The organism is Myxococcales bacterium (genome assembly GCA_016712525.1).
In the GTDB taxonomy this organism is placed as follows: domain Bacteria; phylum Myxococcota_A; class Polyangia; order Polyangiales; family Polyangiaceae; genus JAAFHV01.
On sequence record JADJQX010000001.1, the window covers coordinates 2518080 to 2533330 of the forward strand.

Annotated in this window: 14 protein-coding genes; 11 read left to right on the forward strand and 3 right to left on the reverse strand. The window is 69.0% G+C overall.

The genetic code is table 11. The features are described from left to right. Positions 1-32 precede the first annotated feature (32 nt). From IPK71_10760 to IPK71_10785, 6 genes are all read left to right on the forward strand, one after another. Positions 33-842: a sigma-70 family RNA polymerase sigma factor gene (locus tag IPK71_10760; protein ID MBK8214216.1), complete on the forward strand. Its 810-nt coding sequence runs from the start codon at positions 33-35 to the stop codon at positions 840-842. 86 nt (positions 843-928) lie between these two features. Beyond that, positions 929-1771: a hypothetical protein gene (locus IPK71_10765; GenBank protein ID MBK8214217.1), complete on the forward strand. Its 843-nt coding sequence runs from the start codon at positions 929-931 to the stop codon at positions 1769-1771. 125 nt (positions 1772-1896) lie between these two features. Further along, positions 1897-3822: a hypothetical protein gene (locus tag IPK71_10770; protein MBK8214218.1), complete on the forward strand. Its 1926-nt coding sequence runs from the start codon at positions 1897-1899 to the stop codon at positions 3820-3822. Positions 3823-3978: 156 nt separating this feature from the next. Then, positions 3979-5856 carry a radical SAM protein gene (locus IPK71_10775; GenBank protein ID MBK8214219.1) on the forward strand — a complete coding sequence of 626 codons (1878 nt, stop codon included), beginning with the start codon at positions 3979-3981 and terminating at the stop codon, positions 5854-5856. 116 nt (positions 5857-5972) lie between these two features. Further along, positions 5973-6482: a hypothetical protein gene (locus tag IPK71_10780; GenBank protein ID MBK8214220.1), complete on the forward strand. Its 510-nt coding sequence runs from the start codon at positions 5973-5975 to the stop codon at positions 6480-6482. A 283-nt stretch (positions 6483-6765) separates the two neighbouring features. Then, positions 6766-7431, forward strand: coding sequence for a hypothetical protein (locus tag IPK71_10785; protein ID MBK8214221.1), 666 nt, complete (start codon positions 6766-6768; stop codon positions 7429-7431). 1 nt (position 7432) lies between these two features. Here the strand turns inward: IPK71_10785 and IPK71_10790 are convergent, their stop codons facing one another. Beyond that, positions 7433-7651, reverse strand: coding sequence for a hypothetical protein (locus IPK71_10790; protein ID MBK8214222.1), 219 nt, complete (start codon positions 7649-7651; stop codon positions 7433-7435). Between the two features lie 64 nt (positions 7652-7715). Here IPK71_10790 and IPK71_10795 point away from each other — a divergent pair, with 64 nt between their 5' ends. Then, positions 7716-9395, forward strand: coding sequence for a neutral/alkaline non-lysosomal ceramidase N-terminal domain-containing protein (locus tag IPK71_10795; protein ID MBK8214223.1), 1680 nt, complete (start codon positions 7716-7718; stop codon positions 9393-9395). Here the strand turns inward: IPK71_10795 and IPK71_10800 are convergent. After that, complete coding sequence (locus tag IPK71_10800; GenBank protein ID MBK8214224.1) at positions 9385-10908, reverse strand: serine/threonine protein kinase; 1524 nt, start codon at positions 10906-10908, stop codon at positions 9385-9387. The two genes, IPK71_10795 and IPK71_10800, sit on opposite strands and share 11 nt — an antisense overlap. A 76-nt stretch (positions 10909-10984) precedes the next feature. Next, positions 10985-12244 (reverse strand): DUF1298 domain-containing protein, encoded by a 1260-nt coding sequence (locus IPK71_10805; protein MBK8214225.1) that lies wholly within the window; start codon positions 12242-12244, stop codon positions 10985-10987. A 418-nt stretch (positions 12245-12662) separates the two neighbouring features. Here IPK71_10805 and IPK71_10810 point away from each other — a divergent pair, with 418 nt between their 5' ends. From IPK71_10810 to IPK71_10825, 4 genes are read left to right on the forward strand one after another with little or no spacing between them, the layout of a single operon-like run. Beyond that, a complete protein-coding gene (locus IPK71_10810) occupies positions 12663-13673 on the forward strand; it encodes a DUF4388 domain-containing protein (GenBank protein MBK8214226.1) in 1011 nt (336 codons plus the stop codon). 25 nt (positions 13674-13698) lie between these two features. Beyond that, positions 13699-14079 carry a roadblock/LC7 domain-containing protein gene (locus IPK71_10815; protein ID MBK8214227.1) on the forward strand — a complete coding sequence of 127 codons (381 nt, stop codon included), beginning with the start codon at positions 13699-13701 and terminating at the stop codon, positions 14077-14079. Continuing rightward, on the forward strand, positions 14076-14528 hold the full coding sequence (locus IPK71_10820; GenBank protein MBK8214228.1) for a roadblock/LC7 domain-containing protein: 453 nt from the start codon (positions 14076-14078) through the stop codon (positions 14526-14528). The genes IPK71_10815 and IPK71_10820 overlap by 4 nt, the downstream gene beginning before the upstream one ends. Next, on the forward strand, positions 14525-15232 hold the full coding sequence (locus tag IPK71_10825; protein ID MBK8214229.1) for a PhnD/SsuA/transferrin family substrate-binding protein: 708 nt from the start codon (positions 14525-14527) through the stop codon (positions 15230-15232). The genes IPK71_10820 and IPK71_10825 overlap by 4 nt, the downstream gene beginning before the upstream one ends. Positions 15233-15251 lie beyond the last annotated feature (19 nt).

Below are 15251 nucleotides of genomic sequence, written 5' to 3' on the forward strand. Positions count from 1 at the left end.
GCCCTGTTCGGCTCGGAACGCCGGAGGTTCCCATGGGCTCGGCTCACGAGGCGAACGGCCTCTCCCTCTACCGGCGTGGACTCGGTACGGCACAACCGCTCTCGCGCGAAGCAGAGCACGACCTCGCCGTGCGTTACCGGGCAGGCGACAAACGCGCGGGCGACAAGCTCGTCGTCGCGTGTTTGCCCTTCGTGGTCTCCATCGCGCTCGAGTACCGGCGCTGGGGTGTGCCCCTCGAAGACATCGTCCAGCAAGGGAACATTGGGCTCCTCCGCGCCGCCGAGAAGTTCGACCCCTCGAAAGACTGCCGCCTCGCCACCTACGCCGCGTACTGGATCCGCGCGGAGATCCGCGAGTTCGTGGTGCGCGCGTTCCGCGTCGTTCGGGTGGGCACCACCAAGGGAGAGCGCCGCGCCCTCCGCGCGTTCCGCACTGGAAAAGACACCTCGCCGAAGCACCTCGCCGAGATCTCGGGCCTGTCCGAAGAGCGGGTCGCGCGGCTCCTTCCGCTCCTCGCCGGCCGCGAGACGAGCCTCGACGCGCAGGTGGACGAACAGGCTGCCATGGTCGAGCGGCTCTCGTCGGACGAGCCCTCCCCCGAGGAGAACGCGACCGCGAGCGAACGCCGCGAGAAGGCGAAGGGGCTCGTGAAGGCGGCCCTCCGCAGCCTCTCGGAACGCGAAAAAATGATCGTGTGCGCGCGCATCATGAACGACGACCCTCCCACCCTCCAGGCGCTGGGCGACCAGCTCGGAGTCTCGAAGGAGCGCGTCCGTCAGCTCGAGGAGCGCGCCTGCGTGAAGCTCCGCCGCGAGATCGGCCAGCTCGCCGCGGGGTTCTGAGCGGCATCGGCCCCGGCGCGAGTGTTTGGGGCCCTCGCGAAACCTTGGTACGGTCTTCGGGCAAACCTTAGCTCGGAGGCTCGTTCGTGAAATTCCCTCGTCGCTCGCTCTCTCTTCCGATCGCCCTCGCGGCCGCCGCGACCCTCCTCGGTTGCCCTCCGAGCTCGCAGCAACAACAGCCGCCGCAGACCGCGCAGGGGTACCCGCCCCAGCAGTACCCGCAGCAGGGCTACCCTCAGCAGTACCCGCCGCAGCAGGGTTACCCGCAGCAGTACCCGCAGCAGTACCCGCAGCAGCCGGGTCAGCCAGCGCCGCAGTACCCGCCGCAGCCCGGTCAGCCCGCGCCGCAGTACCCTCAGCCCGGTCAGCCCGCGCCGCAGCCCGGTCAGCCTGCGCCTCAGCCCGGTCAACCTGCGCCGCAGCCCGGTCAGCCCGCGCCGGCTCCCGGTCTTCCGTTCCCGATCCCGGGCTTCCCGGCTCCCGCGCCCGCGGGCGGTGGTGGCGGTGGCACCGGCGGCTCGGCCACGCTGATCGATCCGAACCTCGCCGCGGCCGCGACCGTGCCCCTCATGGCGTTCGCCAACAGCGAAGCCCCCGGCATGCAGAAGGAGGGCGGGATGGTGGCCGCCAACTTCCAGCAAGGCCAGACGCTCGAGCACGAGATGACCATCCAGCCGGGCAAGTGTTACACGGTGGTCGCGGTCGGCGCGGGCATCCAAGAGGTCGACATCACCATGGTGGCCGTCACGCCGATCCCGGGCCAGAGCCCGCAGCTCGGCAAGGACACCTCGACGGGCGCGCAAGCCTCGCTCGGCGGCAAGGGCAACTGCATCAAGCTCGCCTTGAGCCCGTTCCCGATCCAGGCCAAGTACATCATCACGGCCACGCGTGGCGCCGGTGTCGCGGCCGCCCAGCTCTACGTGAAGTAGGGTCCGCGCAACGGTTTCGGGGCGGCGTTCTTCGGGGCGCCGCCTCGCGGCTTTTTGTCCGCGGGGACGTTTCGGAGACGGCGGGTTCGCGTGCGGGCCTCGGGGCGCGTGGTACCCGAACCGCCATGAAGCTCGCCGCTCGGATCGCCTCGTCGCTCGTCGTGATTTCTCTGCTCGGCGCGTGCGGCGCGAGCACCGAGGCTCCCGTCGAAGGCGAAGCGGCGTGCGACAACCTCGACGAGTCGGCGTGCCTGTTCCCGTTCCCCTCGGACCACTTCCGCAAGCCCGGGGGCCCGTACGGCCACGCGTTCCAGCTCGACTTCGGCGACAAGCTCCCCGTGAACGAAGCGACCGACGTGATGCTCGATCGTGAGCCTTTCCGCGTGCACGACGGCTTCCCGGTCTATCCGCAGATCGCGTTCCACGTCGAAGGGGCCAGCCTCGAGGGCGCACCGACGTTGGCCAACATCGCGTCTTCGCTGGAGAAAACGAGCAAGACCCTCGTCGTCGACGCGGAGACCCTCGAGCTCCAGCCTCACTTCGCCGAGCTCGACTACTTGGCCGAGGATCAGGGCAAACAGGTGGTCGAGCTCCGCCTCGCGAACGCGCTCCGCCACGGGCGCAGGTACGTCGTGCTCGTGCGTGGGCTCACGGGTGCGCGGCCGAGCCGAGGATTTCTCGCGCTCCGAGACGGTGGGAAGAGCCCCGTCGCGGGGGTGGAGACGCGCCGCGAGCACTTCGAGCGCGACGTGTTCTCCGTGGCCGAAAAGCTCGGCGTGCCGCGCTCCGAGCTCGACCTCGCGTGGGACTTCACGACGGCGAGCGAAGAGAACGCGACCACGACCTTGCGCAGCATGCGCGACGAGCTCTACCGCCGCGTCGGCGACGACGGACCCGAGTACAAGATCACCGAGGTCGTGAACGATCCGGACGGGCCCGCGGGGCTCGTGGCGCGGATCGTCAAAGGGGTGGCGAAGGTGCCGAGCTTCCTCGCGCCGCCGGAGCCGAACCAGCTCCGCAAGCTCCGCCTCTCGGACAAGGGGTTGCCCGTGGCCGAGGGCTTCGAGGACGTGCCGTTTCGTGTGCAGATTCCACGTACCGTGGCGACCGGGATGGCCAAGGCGAGCGTCGTTCAGTACGGCCACGGCTTCTTGGGGAGCGACAAAGAGGCCGACAACGAGTGGCTCCGCAAGTTCGCGAGCGAGCGAGGCTTCCTCATCCTCTCGTCGGACATGCAGGGCATGAACACCCCCGCCGGCGTGATGTGGTTCCTCTTCTTGCCGAAGGACATCACGAACCTCGCGTACCTGGGGGACGAGCCTCTCCAGGGCAACATGAACCACCTCGCGCTCGTGCGCATGATGAAGGGCCGCTTCGCGAAGGACCCCGAGATGCAGCGGGCGGGCGCGCCGCTCTACGATCCCGCGGCCATCTACTACCACGGCAACTCGCAGGGCGGCACGCAGGGGGCGCTCGTCATGGCCATGTCGAAGGACCTCACGCGCGGGACGCTCGGCGTGCCCGGGGTGTCCGTCGGGTGGATCTTGGCGCGCGCGAGCCAGTGGAAAGAGCTCGCCGGCGCGATCTCGCGGAACTACACGAACCCGTACGATTTCTCGTCGATCATGTCGCTCGTGGGGGTCGGCTGGGATCGCGGCGACGGCTCGAACTTCGCGCCCTACCTCTCCGCCACTCCGCCCCCCGACGGCACGCCGAAGAACGTGCTCCTCCACGTGGGCCTCGAAGACTCGCAGGTGAACAACGACGTGTCGCGTGTGCTCGCGCGCATGGTGAAGGCGAAGGCCCTCGCGCAGGCCGTCGAGGAGGTGTACGGCGTGCCCACCGTTCAAGGGCCGCTCGTCCGAGAGAACGGGTACGTCGACTTCGACTACGGCGTGGCGAAGCGCGCGCGCACGAACCGGCCCGCCGACACCGCGACCGACACCCACGGCTTCCCGCGGAAGAACCCGAAGGCCCAAGAGCAGACCTGGCGGTTTTTCACGACCGGCGAGATCGTCCACGTCTGCGACGGCAAGTGCGACCCCGAATGAGGCCTGCCAACGGTCGAGCTTGCCGAGGCGCTCGTCCGTGCGCGCGCCTTGGTTGAAATGTCGTTCGATTTCATGAGTTTGTGGCCTTGGTCCGGCGCACGCTGGCTCGCACCCGGGCGTGCCATGTGGCTTGGTTTCGGCTAGGCTCGGGGCGCCATGCAGCTTCGCCTCGGACGCGGTGTCGAGACCGCCCTCTCCAAGACTGCCTCTTTGCTCTGGCCGCTCGTGCAGCGGCTCAACGAGAAGGTCGAGGGCCCGTCGGCCCACCCCAAATGGGCGCCGGCGCCTCTCCTCAAACGCAAGGAGCGCACCTTCCCGACGCTCGGGTTCCCCCGCGAGACCGACTCGCTCTGCCCCGCCTGCGTGAAAGAGGCGCGCGCCGCCGTGCTCTCCGGTGAGCGGGACCTGTCGGCCCTCGTCACGGACAAACCCGGTGAGATCCGCGCCAAGATCGTCGAAGAGGGCGGCCAGGTGTGGATGAAGAAGACGTGCCCCAAGCACGGCGCCATCGAAGACCTCATGGCGGTCGACGCGGCCTTCTTGAAGCGCATCGAGCGGCTCTACCCCGGGCGCGACTACCTCGCGCCGCTCACGGCCCTCCGCGATCACGGCACCTCGAGCATCCAGTACGGCCGCGGGAGCGTGCTCGTCGTCGACCTCACGAACCGCTGCAACATGATGTGCGATCCGTGTTTCATGGACGCGAACCAGGTCGGCTTCGTGCACGAGCTGTCGTGGGAGGACGTGACCCAGATCCTCGACGACTCGATCGAGGTGAAGCCTCGCCGTCAGATGAGCATCCAGTTCTCCGGCGGGGAGCCCACGCTCTCTCCCCATTTTCTGCCGGCCATCCGCTACGCGCGCGAAAAAGGCTACTTCGCCGTACAAGTGGCCACGAACGGAATTCGTTTCGCCCAAGATCCGGAGTTCGCGAAGCAGGCCAAAGAGGCCGGGCTCCGCATGGCGTACCTCCAGTTCGACGGCATCGGCAACGAGGCGAACTCGCACCGCAAGGTCGGCAACCTCTACGACGTGAAGCTCCGCGCGATCGAGAACCTGCACGCCGCGGGGATCGACGTGATCTTGGTCGTGACGGTGGTGAACGGCGTGAACAACGAGCAGGTCGGCAAGATCGTCGAGTTCGCGATCGACAACGCCGACAAGGTCACCGTGGTGAGCTTCCAGCCCGTGAGCTTCACCGGCCGCGACGAGGACGTGGACGACGCGACCCGCACGAAGCAGCGGTACACCCTGAGCCACTTGGCGCGGGACATCAAAGACCAGTGTGGCTTCTCGGAGCCGCTCCGCGACTGGTTCCCGCTCTCGGCCATGGGGCCCTTCTCGGACTTGACCGACACCCTCATGGGCGACAAGGCCGACTGGGGCTCGATGAAGTGCGGGTGCCACCCGAACTGCGGAGTCGGCACCATTTTCTTCGTGAACAAACGCACGAAGCAGTGCGTGCCGCTCACCCAGTTCTTGAACTTGGAGCAGCTCCTCCTCGACATCCAAGAGATCACCGACGCCGCGCAGGGCCGCGCGCTCACGGTGGCCGAGCTCGTGGTCGCGCTCCTCAAGAACTACGACCCGAAGAGCGCGCCGGAGGGCTTCGATTTCCCCACGCTCGTGAAGCAGTTCATGAGCCAGACGGGCGCGCGCGGGAAAAAGATCGGCGAGTTCGAGAGCGACGCCGCCGAGTTCGAGTGGCGCGTGCTCTTCGTCGCCGGCATGTGGTTCCAAGACCTCTTCAACTACGACTTTCGCCGCACGGAGATGTGCATCATCCCGTATGGCACGCAGATGGGGGAGATCTCGTTCTGCGCGTACAACACGGGCGTCGGATTCCGCAATATCGTCGAGAAGATGAAGGCGAACGCGACGGTGGCCGAGTGGTACAAGGAGCACGGCCGTCACCCGGTGTATGCCAAGAACCAGAAGCTGCCGCTGCCGCCCGCGCTCGGCACCATCGTGAACGCCGAGGGCAGACCCGACGGCAAACGCCGCGTCTCGCTGCGCATCCTCGAGGCGAGGTAGCGCGAGCCCTGATGTCACGCGTCCGTGACCGAAGCGTTGCCGCGCCGGCGCGCCTCGCCCGAACGTGCGTGTCAGGCTGACGACGTGCCTTCGAGATCGTGGAGAGGAGCTCTGCCGTGAATAGGGCCGAAGGTCCGCGGTCGTTCGCGCCGTCCACGCAAAGAGAGGCGCGCCTCGCCCTCGCGCCGATGCGTCACGAGCACGAACGGGCGTTCGTCGAGTTCGCCTCCTCCGGTGGTCGCCCGGCGCTGCTCGGGACCGACGCGGAGGGGGAGCTGCGCGACCTCTTCTACTCGCTCCTCCACCACGGGACCGACTCGTTCTCGGCGCGCACCGAGGTGGTGCTCGGGCCGTCGGGGGCCGTGCTCGGCTTCAGCGTCGAGAGCCCCGCCGGAGAGGGCCGTGTCGTGTGGGACATGCTCGTCGACGTCGACCGTGTGTCGTTCCAGGCCGAGGCGAGCCTCGCCGAGCGGATCGTCGCGCGCGCCGAGGCCGCCGGGGTCGAGCAGATCGAGCGCGCGCTTCGGCCCGGGATGCACAGGTCGCGGCTCGTGCTCGCCGGCCTCGGCTTCCTCGTCGACGAAGCGGGGCACGCGTCGAAGCCCATGTCGCACAAGGTGCGTTAACAGCCCGTTGATTTTCTCCCGTCCCTCTTCAGGGACTTCCAAGGGTCGTCGGCCGCTCGCCGCCGCATCCCGACCGCCTTCGTTGCGATCCTGCGGTGCGTCCCCCGTCGGGGACTTCCAAGGGTCGTCCTCACCTACAGAAGTACAGAAGTAGGCTCCGGGCGCTCCTCGGATCGCGCCTCGGCGGGTCGGGCGCGGACGTCGAGCGGCCTCGGTCCGAAAATCAACGGGCTGTTAAACGCGCCGTCTTCTCGGGGGCTTCCCGTTCTCGTAACGTCGAAGCATGAAGAACTTCGTCCGTGCGGGCCTCGTCGCCCTCGCCTTGCCTACCTTCGTCCTCGCGTACGTGGCCTGCTCGTCCGACGAGCCCTCGGGGGGGACGAGCCCGAGCTCCACCACGACCAGCACGAGCCCCACGGGCACGACCACGAGCACCGGCACACCCGACGGCACCGCGCCCGACTCGGCGGTCCCCGACGCCTCGGCGTGCACGTACCCGAAGCCCGAGGTCGACGGTGGGCAAGCCTGCGGCGCGCACCCGTTCGGCCAGGCCACGGTGGTGCTCGCCGACGCCGGCGCGGCGTTCGAGCTCGACGGCAGCGTGGGCATCCCGCCGGGCATCTACGACCTCACGTCGGGCGAGCGGGCGACGGGCATCCCGTACGGGTGGCGAGAGACGCTCGTGCTCGACGGCGCGAAATACTCGCAGATCCGGCAGCTCGAGCCGCGTCAGGGCAACCCGAGCGCCGCGACCACCCGCTCGGGCGCGTACACGGTCGCGAACGGCAAGCTCACGCTCGACGCGGATTGCGCGCGCAGCGAGGACGGCGGCGTGATCGACGCGGGCGGCGCCGGCACTCCGTTCTCGTACGAGGTCGTGAACGACGGCTGCAAGGTGAAGCTCCGCCTCATCGCCGCGGGCGCGCTCCTCACCTACACGCGGCGGTAGGCTAGTCGGCGCTCTCGCGTTCGATGCGGAACGCGGCATGATCGCGGATCGACGCGCGCCCCGCGTCGACGTCGACCGCGACGTTCCCGCAGCGGCATCGGCACGCCTCGTCGTGCGACGGCATCGAGGGGATCTCTCCGTCGCACGCGAGGCACACGTACACGAGGCTCGGGCCGGCCGGATAACCCGACTTCGGGTCGAATGGGACAGGGACGCGCACGAGGACGAGGCTACCTCCGTTCGGGGTGCGCTCCCGCGAGTTCCGTGCGAAAACGGCCGCCGTGATGCGCGCTGGCTTCGGAAAAGCAGACATCTCGGTGTTCGAGCCGGGCATGTGCATGTTCGGGTGGGGCCACCCGGGCAACGTCTCGCGTCGGGTCGGAAAACCCCTATTTTCCAGGGCGTTCGCGCTCGAGCACCCCGCGTCGGGCACCAAGCTCGTCTACGTGTGCTGCGACCTCGGCATGATCTCCGAGGCGCTGCGGCTCGAGGTGGGGGCGCGGCTCGCGCGGGAGGGGCTCGGCCTCCGCGACGAGGAGCTCGTGGTGACGGCCACGCACACGCACTCGGCACCGACGGGGTACTCGACCTACCTCATGTACGCCCTGTCGGCCCCCGGGTTCTCGCGGCGCGTGCTCGACGGGCTCGCGGCGGGCATCGTCGCGTCAGTGAAGGCGGCGCTCGCGTCGCTCACGTCGGCCGAGGTCTTCGTGCACCGCGGCGAGGTTCCGCGCTCCGAGCCCGTGCTCTTCAACCGCGCGCTGGCGGCGTACGCGCAGAACCCCGAGGTCACTCCGGTCCCGTTCGAGCGCCGCGACGAGGCCGTGTCGCGCACGATGACCGTCGTCAGCGCCGTGAGCGAGTCGGGGGTGCCGCTCGGCGTGGTCACCTGGCTCGGCTGCCACCCGACGACCATCCACCGCGAGGCCGACTACCTCCACCCCGACCACAAAGGGGAGTCGGCCGAGGTGCTCGAACATGGGTCGCAAAATCCGGATTTTGTTGCGCTTTTTGCTCAAGGCCCCGCGGGCGACGTGACCGCCAACTTTCGGCTCGACGCGCGACGCGGTCAGCGCATCGGACTCGACGACGACGATCGCGAGAGCGCGCGTGAGGTGGGCGAGCGTGTGGCCGCCGTCGCCGAGAGGATCGCCCGCGAAGCGCCGACCCTCGGGGTGCGTGTCGACGGGCCTGTCGACGTGCGTGCGTCCTACACGGATTTCTTCTCCGCCCCGGTCGACCCTCGGTTCTGTGGCGGAGCGGCCGGCGTCACGACGAGCCCTCCCCGCGTGGGCCTCCCGTTCGCGTTGGGCGCCGAAGAGGGACCTGGGCCCCTCGGCTCGGTGCCGAGGCTACCGCGCGGCCTCACGGCGGCGAGGCGTGTGCTCGGGAGGCTCGGGGTCGTGCCCACCGGGGGGGACGAGAAGGTCCCGCTGTGGGAGCTCGGTCGTGGGTCGGAGGGGCGTGTGCTCGGGGTGCTCCGCCCTGCGCGCCTCGCGCGGCACGTGCCCGACAGGTTCGCGCGGTTCCTCGCCCGTGCGGCCGAGCGGCCCGAGATGATCGAGCGACCATGGGTGCCGAGGTTCTTGCCGACTCACCTCCTCCGCGTAGGCCCGCTCGTCGTCGCGAGCTTGCCGACCGAGCCGACCACGATCGCCGGGGCGCGCCTCGCGCGGGTCGTATCGCGCGCGCTCGGGGATCCCGGGCTCTTCGTCGTCGTGTGCGGCTACACCGACGCGTACTGCGGTTACCTCACCACGCCCGAGGAGTACGCGCTCCAGCACTACGAAGGTGGCGCGACGCTGTATGGAAAAAACGCGCTAGGTGCATTCTGCACGGTCTTCGACGGGCTCGCGCGCGCGATGCACGAGGGCTCCCCCGTAGACCGAGGGCCAGCGCCACCGAACGTCGCTCCCGAGGCGTGTGTCCCGGCCTTCGACCCGCGAGAGCTGCTCACGGTTTAGAGAGCGAGCCGGTCCCCCCGAGGAGCCCGTCCCCGTCGATGAGGCTCGGGAGCTCGGCGAGCTGCGCCTCGAGGTGCGTCGAGTCGGCGGGGCGGGTCGTCCCGTCGAGGGCGGCGAGCAGGTCGGCGCCCGTACGCGGGCGGTTCTTCGGGTCCTTCTCGAGGCACGCGAGCACGATCGCGTCGACCTCGGGCGAGATCCCGGAGACCACCTTGCTCGGGGGCACGACCGGGTCCTTCACGTGCGCGGCGAGCACGTCGGGCACCGTCTCGCCGACGAACGGCGGCGCGCCCGTGAGCAGGAAATAGAGCAGGCAACCGAGCGAGTACACGTCCGCCGCGGGGGTCGCGTTGCCTCCAGCCGAAGCCTCGGGCGCGAGGTAGCTGGGCGTCCCGACGACGGTGCCGGGGCGGGTGAAGCGCTCGCCGGTTGCGCCCGCTTTCCCTCGGTACACGAGGCCGAAGTCGATGACCTTCACGAAGTCCGGATCGTACTCGGAGCCCTGGAGGAGCACGTTGTCCGGCTTCACGTCGCGGTGGACGAGCCCAAGCTCGTGGGCCTCGTGGAGCGCGCTCGCGATCTGCCGCGCCATGCGGATGGCGCGCGCCGGGGGTAGCGGCCCCTCGTTCTCGACGAGCTGCTTCAGGCTCGTCCCGGGCACGTACTCCATGACGTAGTACGCGAGGCCGTCGCCCACGATGCCGTAGTCGAAGATACGAACCGTGTTCGGGTGCGAGAGGCGCGCCGTCGCTCGGGCTTCGACCTCGAACCGGCCTCGCGCCACGCGGCTCTGGATCCGGAGGAGCTTCACCGCGACGCTCACCTTGAGCGCGGGGTGCTGCGCCTCCCAGACCTCTCCCATGCCCCCCGCCCCGAGCCGGCGCTTCAGTTGGTACCCGCCGAGGGCGCCACCTTCGAGCTCGGCGGCGGTGTCACGGTGGGGCGATCGAGAGGTGTAACCTAGCAAAAAGACTGCGAAAAATAGGGCTATGCCCGGCGCGATCCCGAAGAGCACGGCCCGCGTGAAGGTCGCCGGCGCGCCGCGCGTGGCGAAGCTCACGAGGAGCGCCGTCACGACCCACGCCGCGCCCCCGACGAGCCACCGAGGCACGGTCATCTTGCGCATGCCCGCAGGCAAGAACGCCATGGCGATCGCGACGAGCGTGAACGAGACGGGCACCCTCGCGGCCATGCCAGTGGTGACGGCGGAGAGGATCGCGAGCGACCAGAGCGCCGCGCGACCCCGCCCATCGACCCGCGCGACCGTCGAGTCCGGCGCGAAATGCACCGTCGCCGCGAACGCCGAGACCAGCATCATCGAGATGGCGCGGGGCAGCGCATACGCGACGAGGGTCGACGGATCTCCGACGACCGTGGCCAGATCGATCGCGGCGCCTCCGAGCACGGCGATCGTCAGCGCGCGCAGCAGGTGGTGCGACCAGCGCGAGCCCTCGTCCATCCTATGCCGGTCGAGCAGGCTCGGCCTGTCGGTCTTTGGCGCAGGGGAAGGCACGATCCGAGGATAGGGCCTTCGGGGCTCGCGGCTCTAGTTTTCGAGGGTCGCCGGCGATCTCGGATTTGCCGGATCGTCAGAGCGCGCCGGTCACTCCCGGTCGGGCGGAGGGTAGGAGGTCGTGCACCTCGCGCTCGATGGCGCGGGCGAGCTCTGCCGGGTCGTCGATGACGCGGGCGTCGCTCATGACGCCTACCGTCACGGCTCCTGCATAGCTGAACACACTCACCCCGAGCCCCATGCGACCCGACTGCGGCACCCAGAAGAGGATCCGGTCGACCGTCGCTCCGAGGAACGCGACGCGCTCCTTCGGGCCGGGGACGTTCGTGAGCACGAGGGACGATTTGGTCGCGAAAAAAGCCACCCCGAGGCCCTCGAGGGCGCGAGGCAAGAACCCCATCGCGCGGAGGATCACGTGGGCCACCACGGCCTCGCGCGTGGCCTTGCGCACGTCCATGGATGCCTTGACGGCCGCGAGCCGGGCGTGAGCGTCCCCCACGGAGACCGGGAGATCGAGCACGACGAGGCCGAAGCGATTGCCCTCGTCGGGAGCAGGCGAGCCCTCTCGGAGGTTCACCGGGACCATCGCGCGAACGTCACGGCATCGCTCCCGCCGGCGGACGAGCGTTTGGCGGAGCGCTCCCGCGATCGCGGCGACGAGCAGGTCGTTGACCGTGGCCCCGTGGGCGTGCGCGGCGCTCTTCACGAGGTCGAGGGAGATGGGGCGGGTCCACGCAATGCGCTTGTCGGTGCCGAGCGGCGCCTTGAGCGTCGAGCGTGGATCGGGCGGCAACACGAGCAAACGCAGCGCCGCACGCGCATACCCGAGGAGCGAGCCTCGGGCTCGACCGCGATCCACGACCTTCCCGTGCGGGCCGGCATCGCGCGAAGCGTCACACAGCGAGAGGAGGACCGAGAGGAGCGAGAACCCGTCGGCGACGGCGTGATGCACACGAAAGAGCAGGGTCGTGCCCCCGGGCTCCCGCTGAATGACGTGCACGCGCCAGAGCGGCCGCGAAAGCTCGAGCAACGTACCGACCTCGCTCCCGACGAACGCGAAGAGCTCGGCCTCGCTGCCCACCGTACGCTCCGGCACGTGCCACTCGAGGTCGACGTCGCACGGCTCGAAGGTCGGCGCCCCACCGAGGCCGCGATCCCGCACACGCGACGAGAAGCGCATCATCGGGACGAGCCGCTCTCGGAGCCGCGCGCGCACGGAGTCGACCGTGACGCGCGCGTCGAGCTCGAGCACCCCGCTCACCACCATAGGGTTTTCGGGCTCCTCCATGTGAAGCCAAGCTGCGTCCTCGCCACCGAGGCTCGTGCGGGTGCTCATGCATGGCCCTCGTGCAACCTCCGGGCCCTCGAGCGCGCGCGAAAAATGGCTTGTCTGCGAGAGGACGCGCGCCGTTTGCGCGACCACGAGCGTTCTTTGCGCAGCGATTCGAGCGAGCCCTTTCGAGGTCGAGCGCGCCCGCGACGCCGCGCTCGGCGGATGTTGCAACGACTCGAAACGACGAGGAATTTCGGGGACCAAGGTCCGCTGAGGTCGGGCCACCTCGGTCGCTGCGGTCTCGACGCTGCACGTCGCGTCGTGCGCCTCTCGAAACTGCACCACGCGAGTCGTGTGTGGCTTGCACGAATGCAATCCAGGGTCGGGGGGACACTCTCCAAACGTGCGTGAGCGCGACTGAATAGAAGTGCGTCGTGTCGACGCTCGCGATTGGTCTGGAAGATGCTCTCTCGACGTCGTGATGAACGCGCCGCTCCCCGCCACCGACCCACACCCGAACGTCCTCCAGGGCGTGCTCGGCGCGTTCGGTAGCATCGAGCTGCTTCAGTTCGTTTCACAGGCCTTGCCGGTCGCGCAAGTCACCTTCGTGAGCCCTTCGGGGTCCGAGGCCTCGATCCTCTTGGCTCGCGGCGGTTGCCTCGACGCACGCTTCGGCAAGCTGCGTGGGCGAGAGGCCGCCGTCGCGGCGCTGTCGCACCCCATGTCGAAGTTCTCCGTCCGTGAGGCCGACCTCCCTTCGGGGATCGGTGCCCCTGCGACGCTCACCGAGCTCGTGCTCGAAGTGGCTCGCCTCGAGGACGAGCTCGAGCGACGAAAGGACGATCTGCCCGAGCCGTCGAGGAAGCTCACGCTCACGGGCCAGCTCGACGCGTCCGACCCTCTCGACTGCGGGCTCCCGTTCGTCGCGCGTGCGCTCGCCGGGCAACCACGGAGCCTCGAGACGCTGGAAGCCGACCTGCCTCTCGCCCCCGTTCGAGTGCGCCTATCCGTGGCACTTCTCCGCGAACAAGGTCGGCTCACGCTTCGCGCGAGCACCATCATGCCACGCGTCCTTCCGCCCGAGCCTGCGGGCCCCATCGATCGTGAGCTCGAGAAGCGTCGTGGCGCCCTGCGTGTGCTCGTGGCGTGCCCCGCCGAGATGGTCGATTGCGTCGAGGGGGCCGTACGCCACTTCGCGGCGGCCGTTACCGCGCCCGCACCGGCCGTATCCAGGGTGACCTCCGGACCGACGTTCGTCCGAATCCGCCCTGCTCGCGGGGGGGTCATCTCGTTCACCTTCTTGCCGACGACGCGACAAAACCGCGTCTTCTTCGACAGCTTCGTTCGTTCGACCGACGCCGTGATCCTCGGCGACGACGACGAGGCCGTCCGATGGGGGGCGACTCTCCCGAGCGATCTGCCCACCGCCGCCGTCGCCAATGGCGCGACCGACCACTGCCTCTACGACGCGCTCGTGCGAGCGCTGACCTGAACCCGAATCCCGCGGGGGGAGACGGATGAACGACATCGTGAACCGAGCCGACAAGATCCAAGCGACCCTCAAGAACCTCGTGACCAACACGCCCGACGTCGAGGGCGCCGCGCTCGTGAGCGTGGACGGCCTCATCGTGGCCTCGGCGCTCGCCGTCGGCACCGACGAGGATCGCGTCTCGGCCATGGCGGCAGCGCTCCTCTCGCTAGGCTCACGCACGTCCGAGGAGCTCGGCCGCGGGACGCTCCAGCAGGCGTACATCAAGGGCGACAGCGGCTACGTCATCATCATGCACGCCGGAGAAGAGAGCGTGCTCGAGGTGATCACGGGCGGCAACGCCAAGCTCGGCATGGTGCTCCTCGACATGAAACGAGCGGCCGCGGAGCTCGCGAGGGCAAGCGGATGAGCGTCTTAGCGTCGCTCGCGCGCCCCATCTCCGACATTCTCGTCGATGCCGTGGCGCACTCTCGCGACGTTCGCTGCCTCCTCGTCGCCGACAAGAGCGGGCTCCCGCTCGTTTCGACCCTGTCGACCGGCGCCTTCGAAGAGGGCCTCGCGGCGTACGCCGGGCTCATCCTGTCGAGCTCGAAGTTCGCCGACCAAGAGCTCGGACTCGGCGGATTTCATGCGCAGTACGTCGTCGGTCGCAAGCGCCACGTGTACGTGAGCTTCCTCACGTCCGAGGAGGTGCTCGTCGCCGTGACCGACGCGACGGCGACCCCGACCAACGTGCTGATGCTGCTCTCGGGCCTCGCCGTTCAGATCATGAACGCCGTGGCCGACGCGGCATACCTCGAGCCCGAATCCGGCTCGTTCTCGATTGTTCCCTATCCCGAAATGCGGGAGTCCTCATGAACGCAGACAACGGACTTTTTGCCGTGTGCCCTCACGATACCGCGCGCGGGATCGACAAGTGGGCGATGTTCAACACCCGCGTGAACAAGCGCCTCGGGCTCGGCTCGCGTTTCCACGCATACCTCGATTTCGCCGAGTTCGGGAGGGATCTCCTGGGCGGCCGGTTCGCGTGGGCATATCTCAATCCGGCCGACTTCGTGAAGGCCAAGAAGAAGCTCGGGTACGCGCCGGTCGTGAGGCCCGTGGCCCGGTTCGACGTCGCGCGGATCGTCGCGCGCGAAGGCATGGGAGAGGTCCGCGCCGGCGCTCGTGTGGCCGCGGTTCCCGGCTACCTGAAGGCCGTCGTGGAGCACACCCTTCGCGAGGAGGGGACGGCCCTCGCCGCCGTCGACGCGAAGAGCTACGGCGAGGTCGTGACGATGGTGAGAGACGGGCGCGCCGAATTCGGGATCACCTACAACGAGCACTTCGACGTGCTCTCCGCGACGTCACGGCAAGGGATCGTGGCCATTCGGAGCTTCGACTTCGGGCTCTCCCACGTGCTCGCGGTGCGCCCCGACTTGGGCGTGTCGGGCATCGAGCTCGGGCGTTGGCTCCTGTCGGACCCCGAGGGACAGAAAGCCGGCGATGTGATCGGAGTCTCGGGGTGGGAGACCGTCGACGAGAGCCCGTTCGAGTCGCTCGCGACGATCCTCGGGGTCTGACCGTCCGCCGACTTTCTCC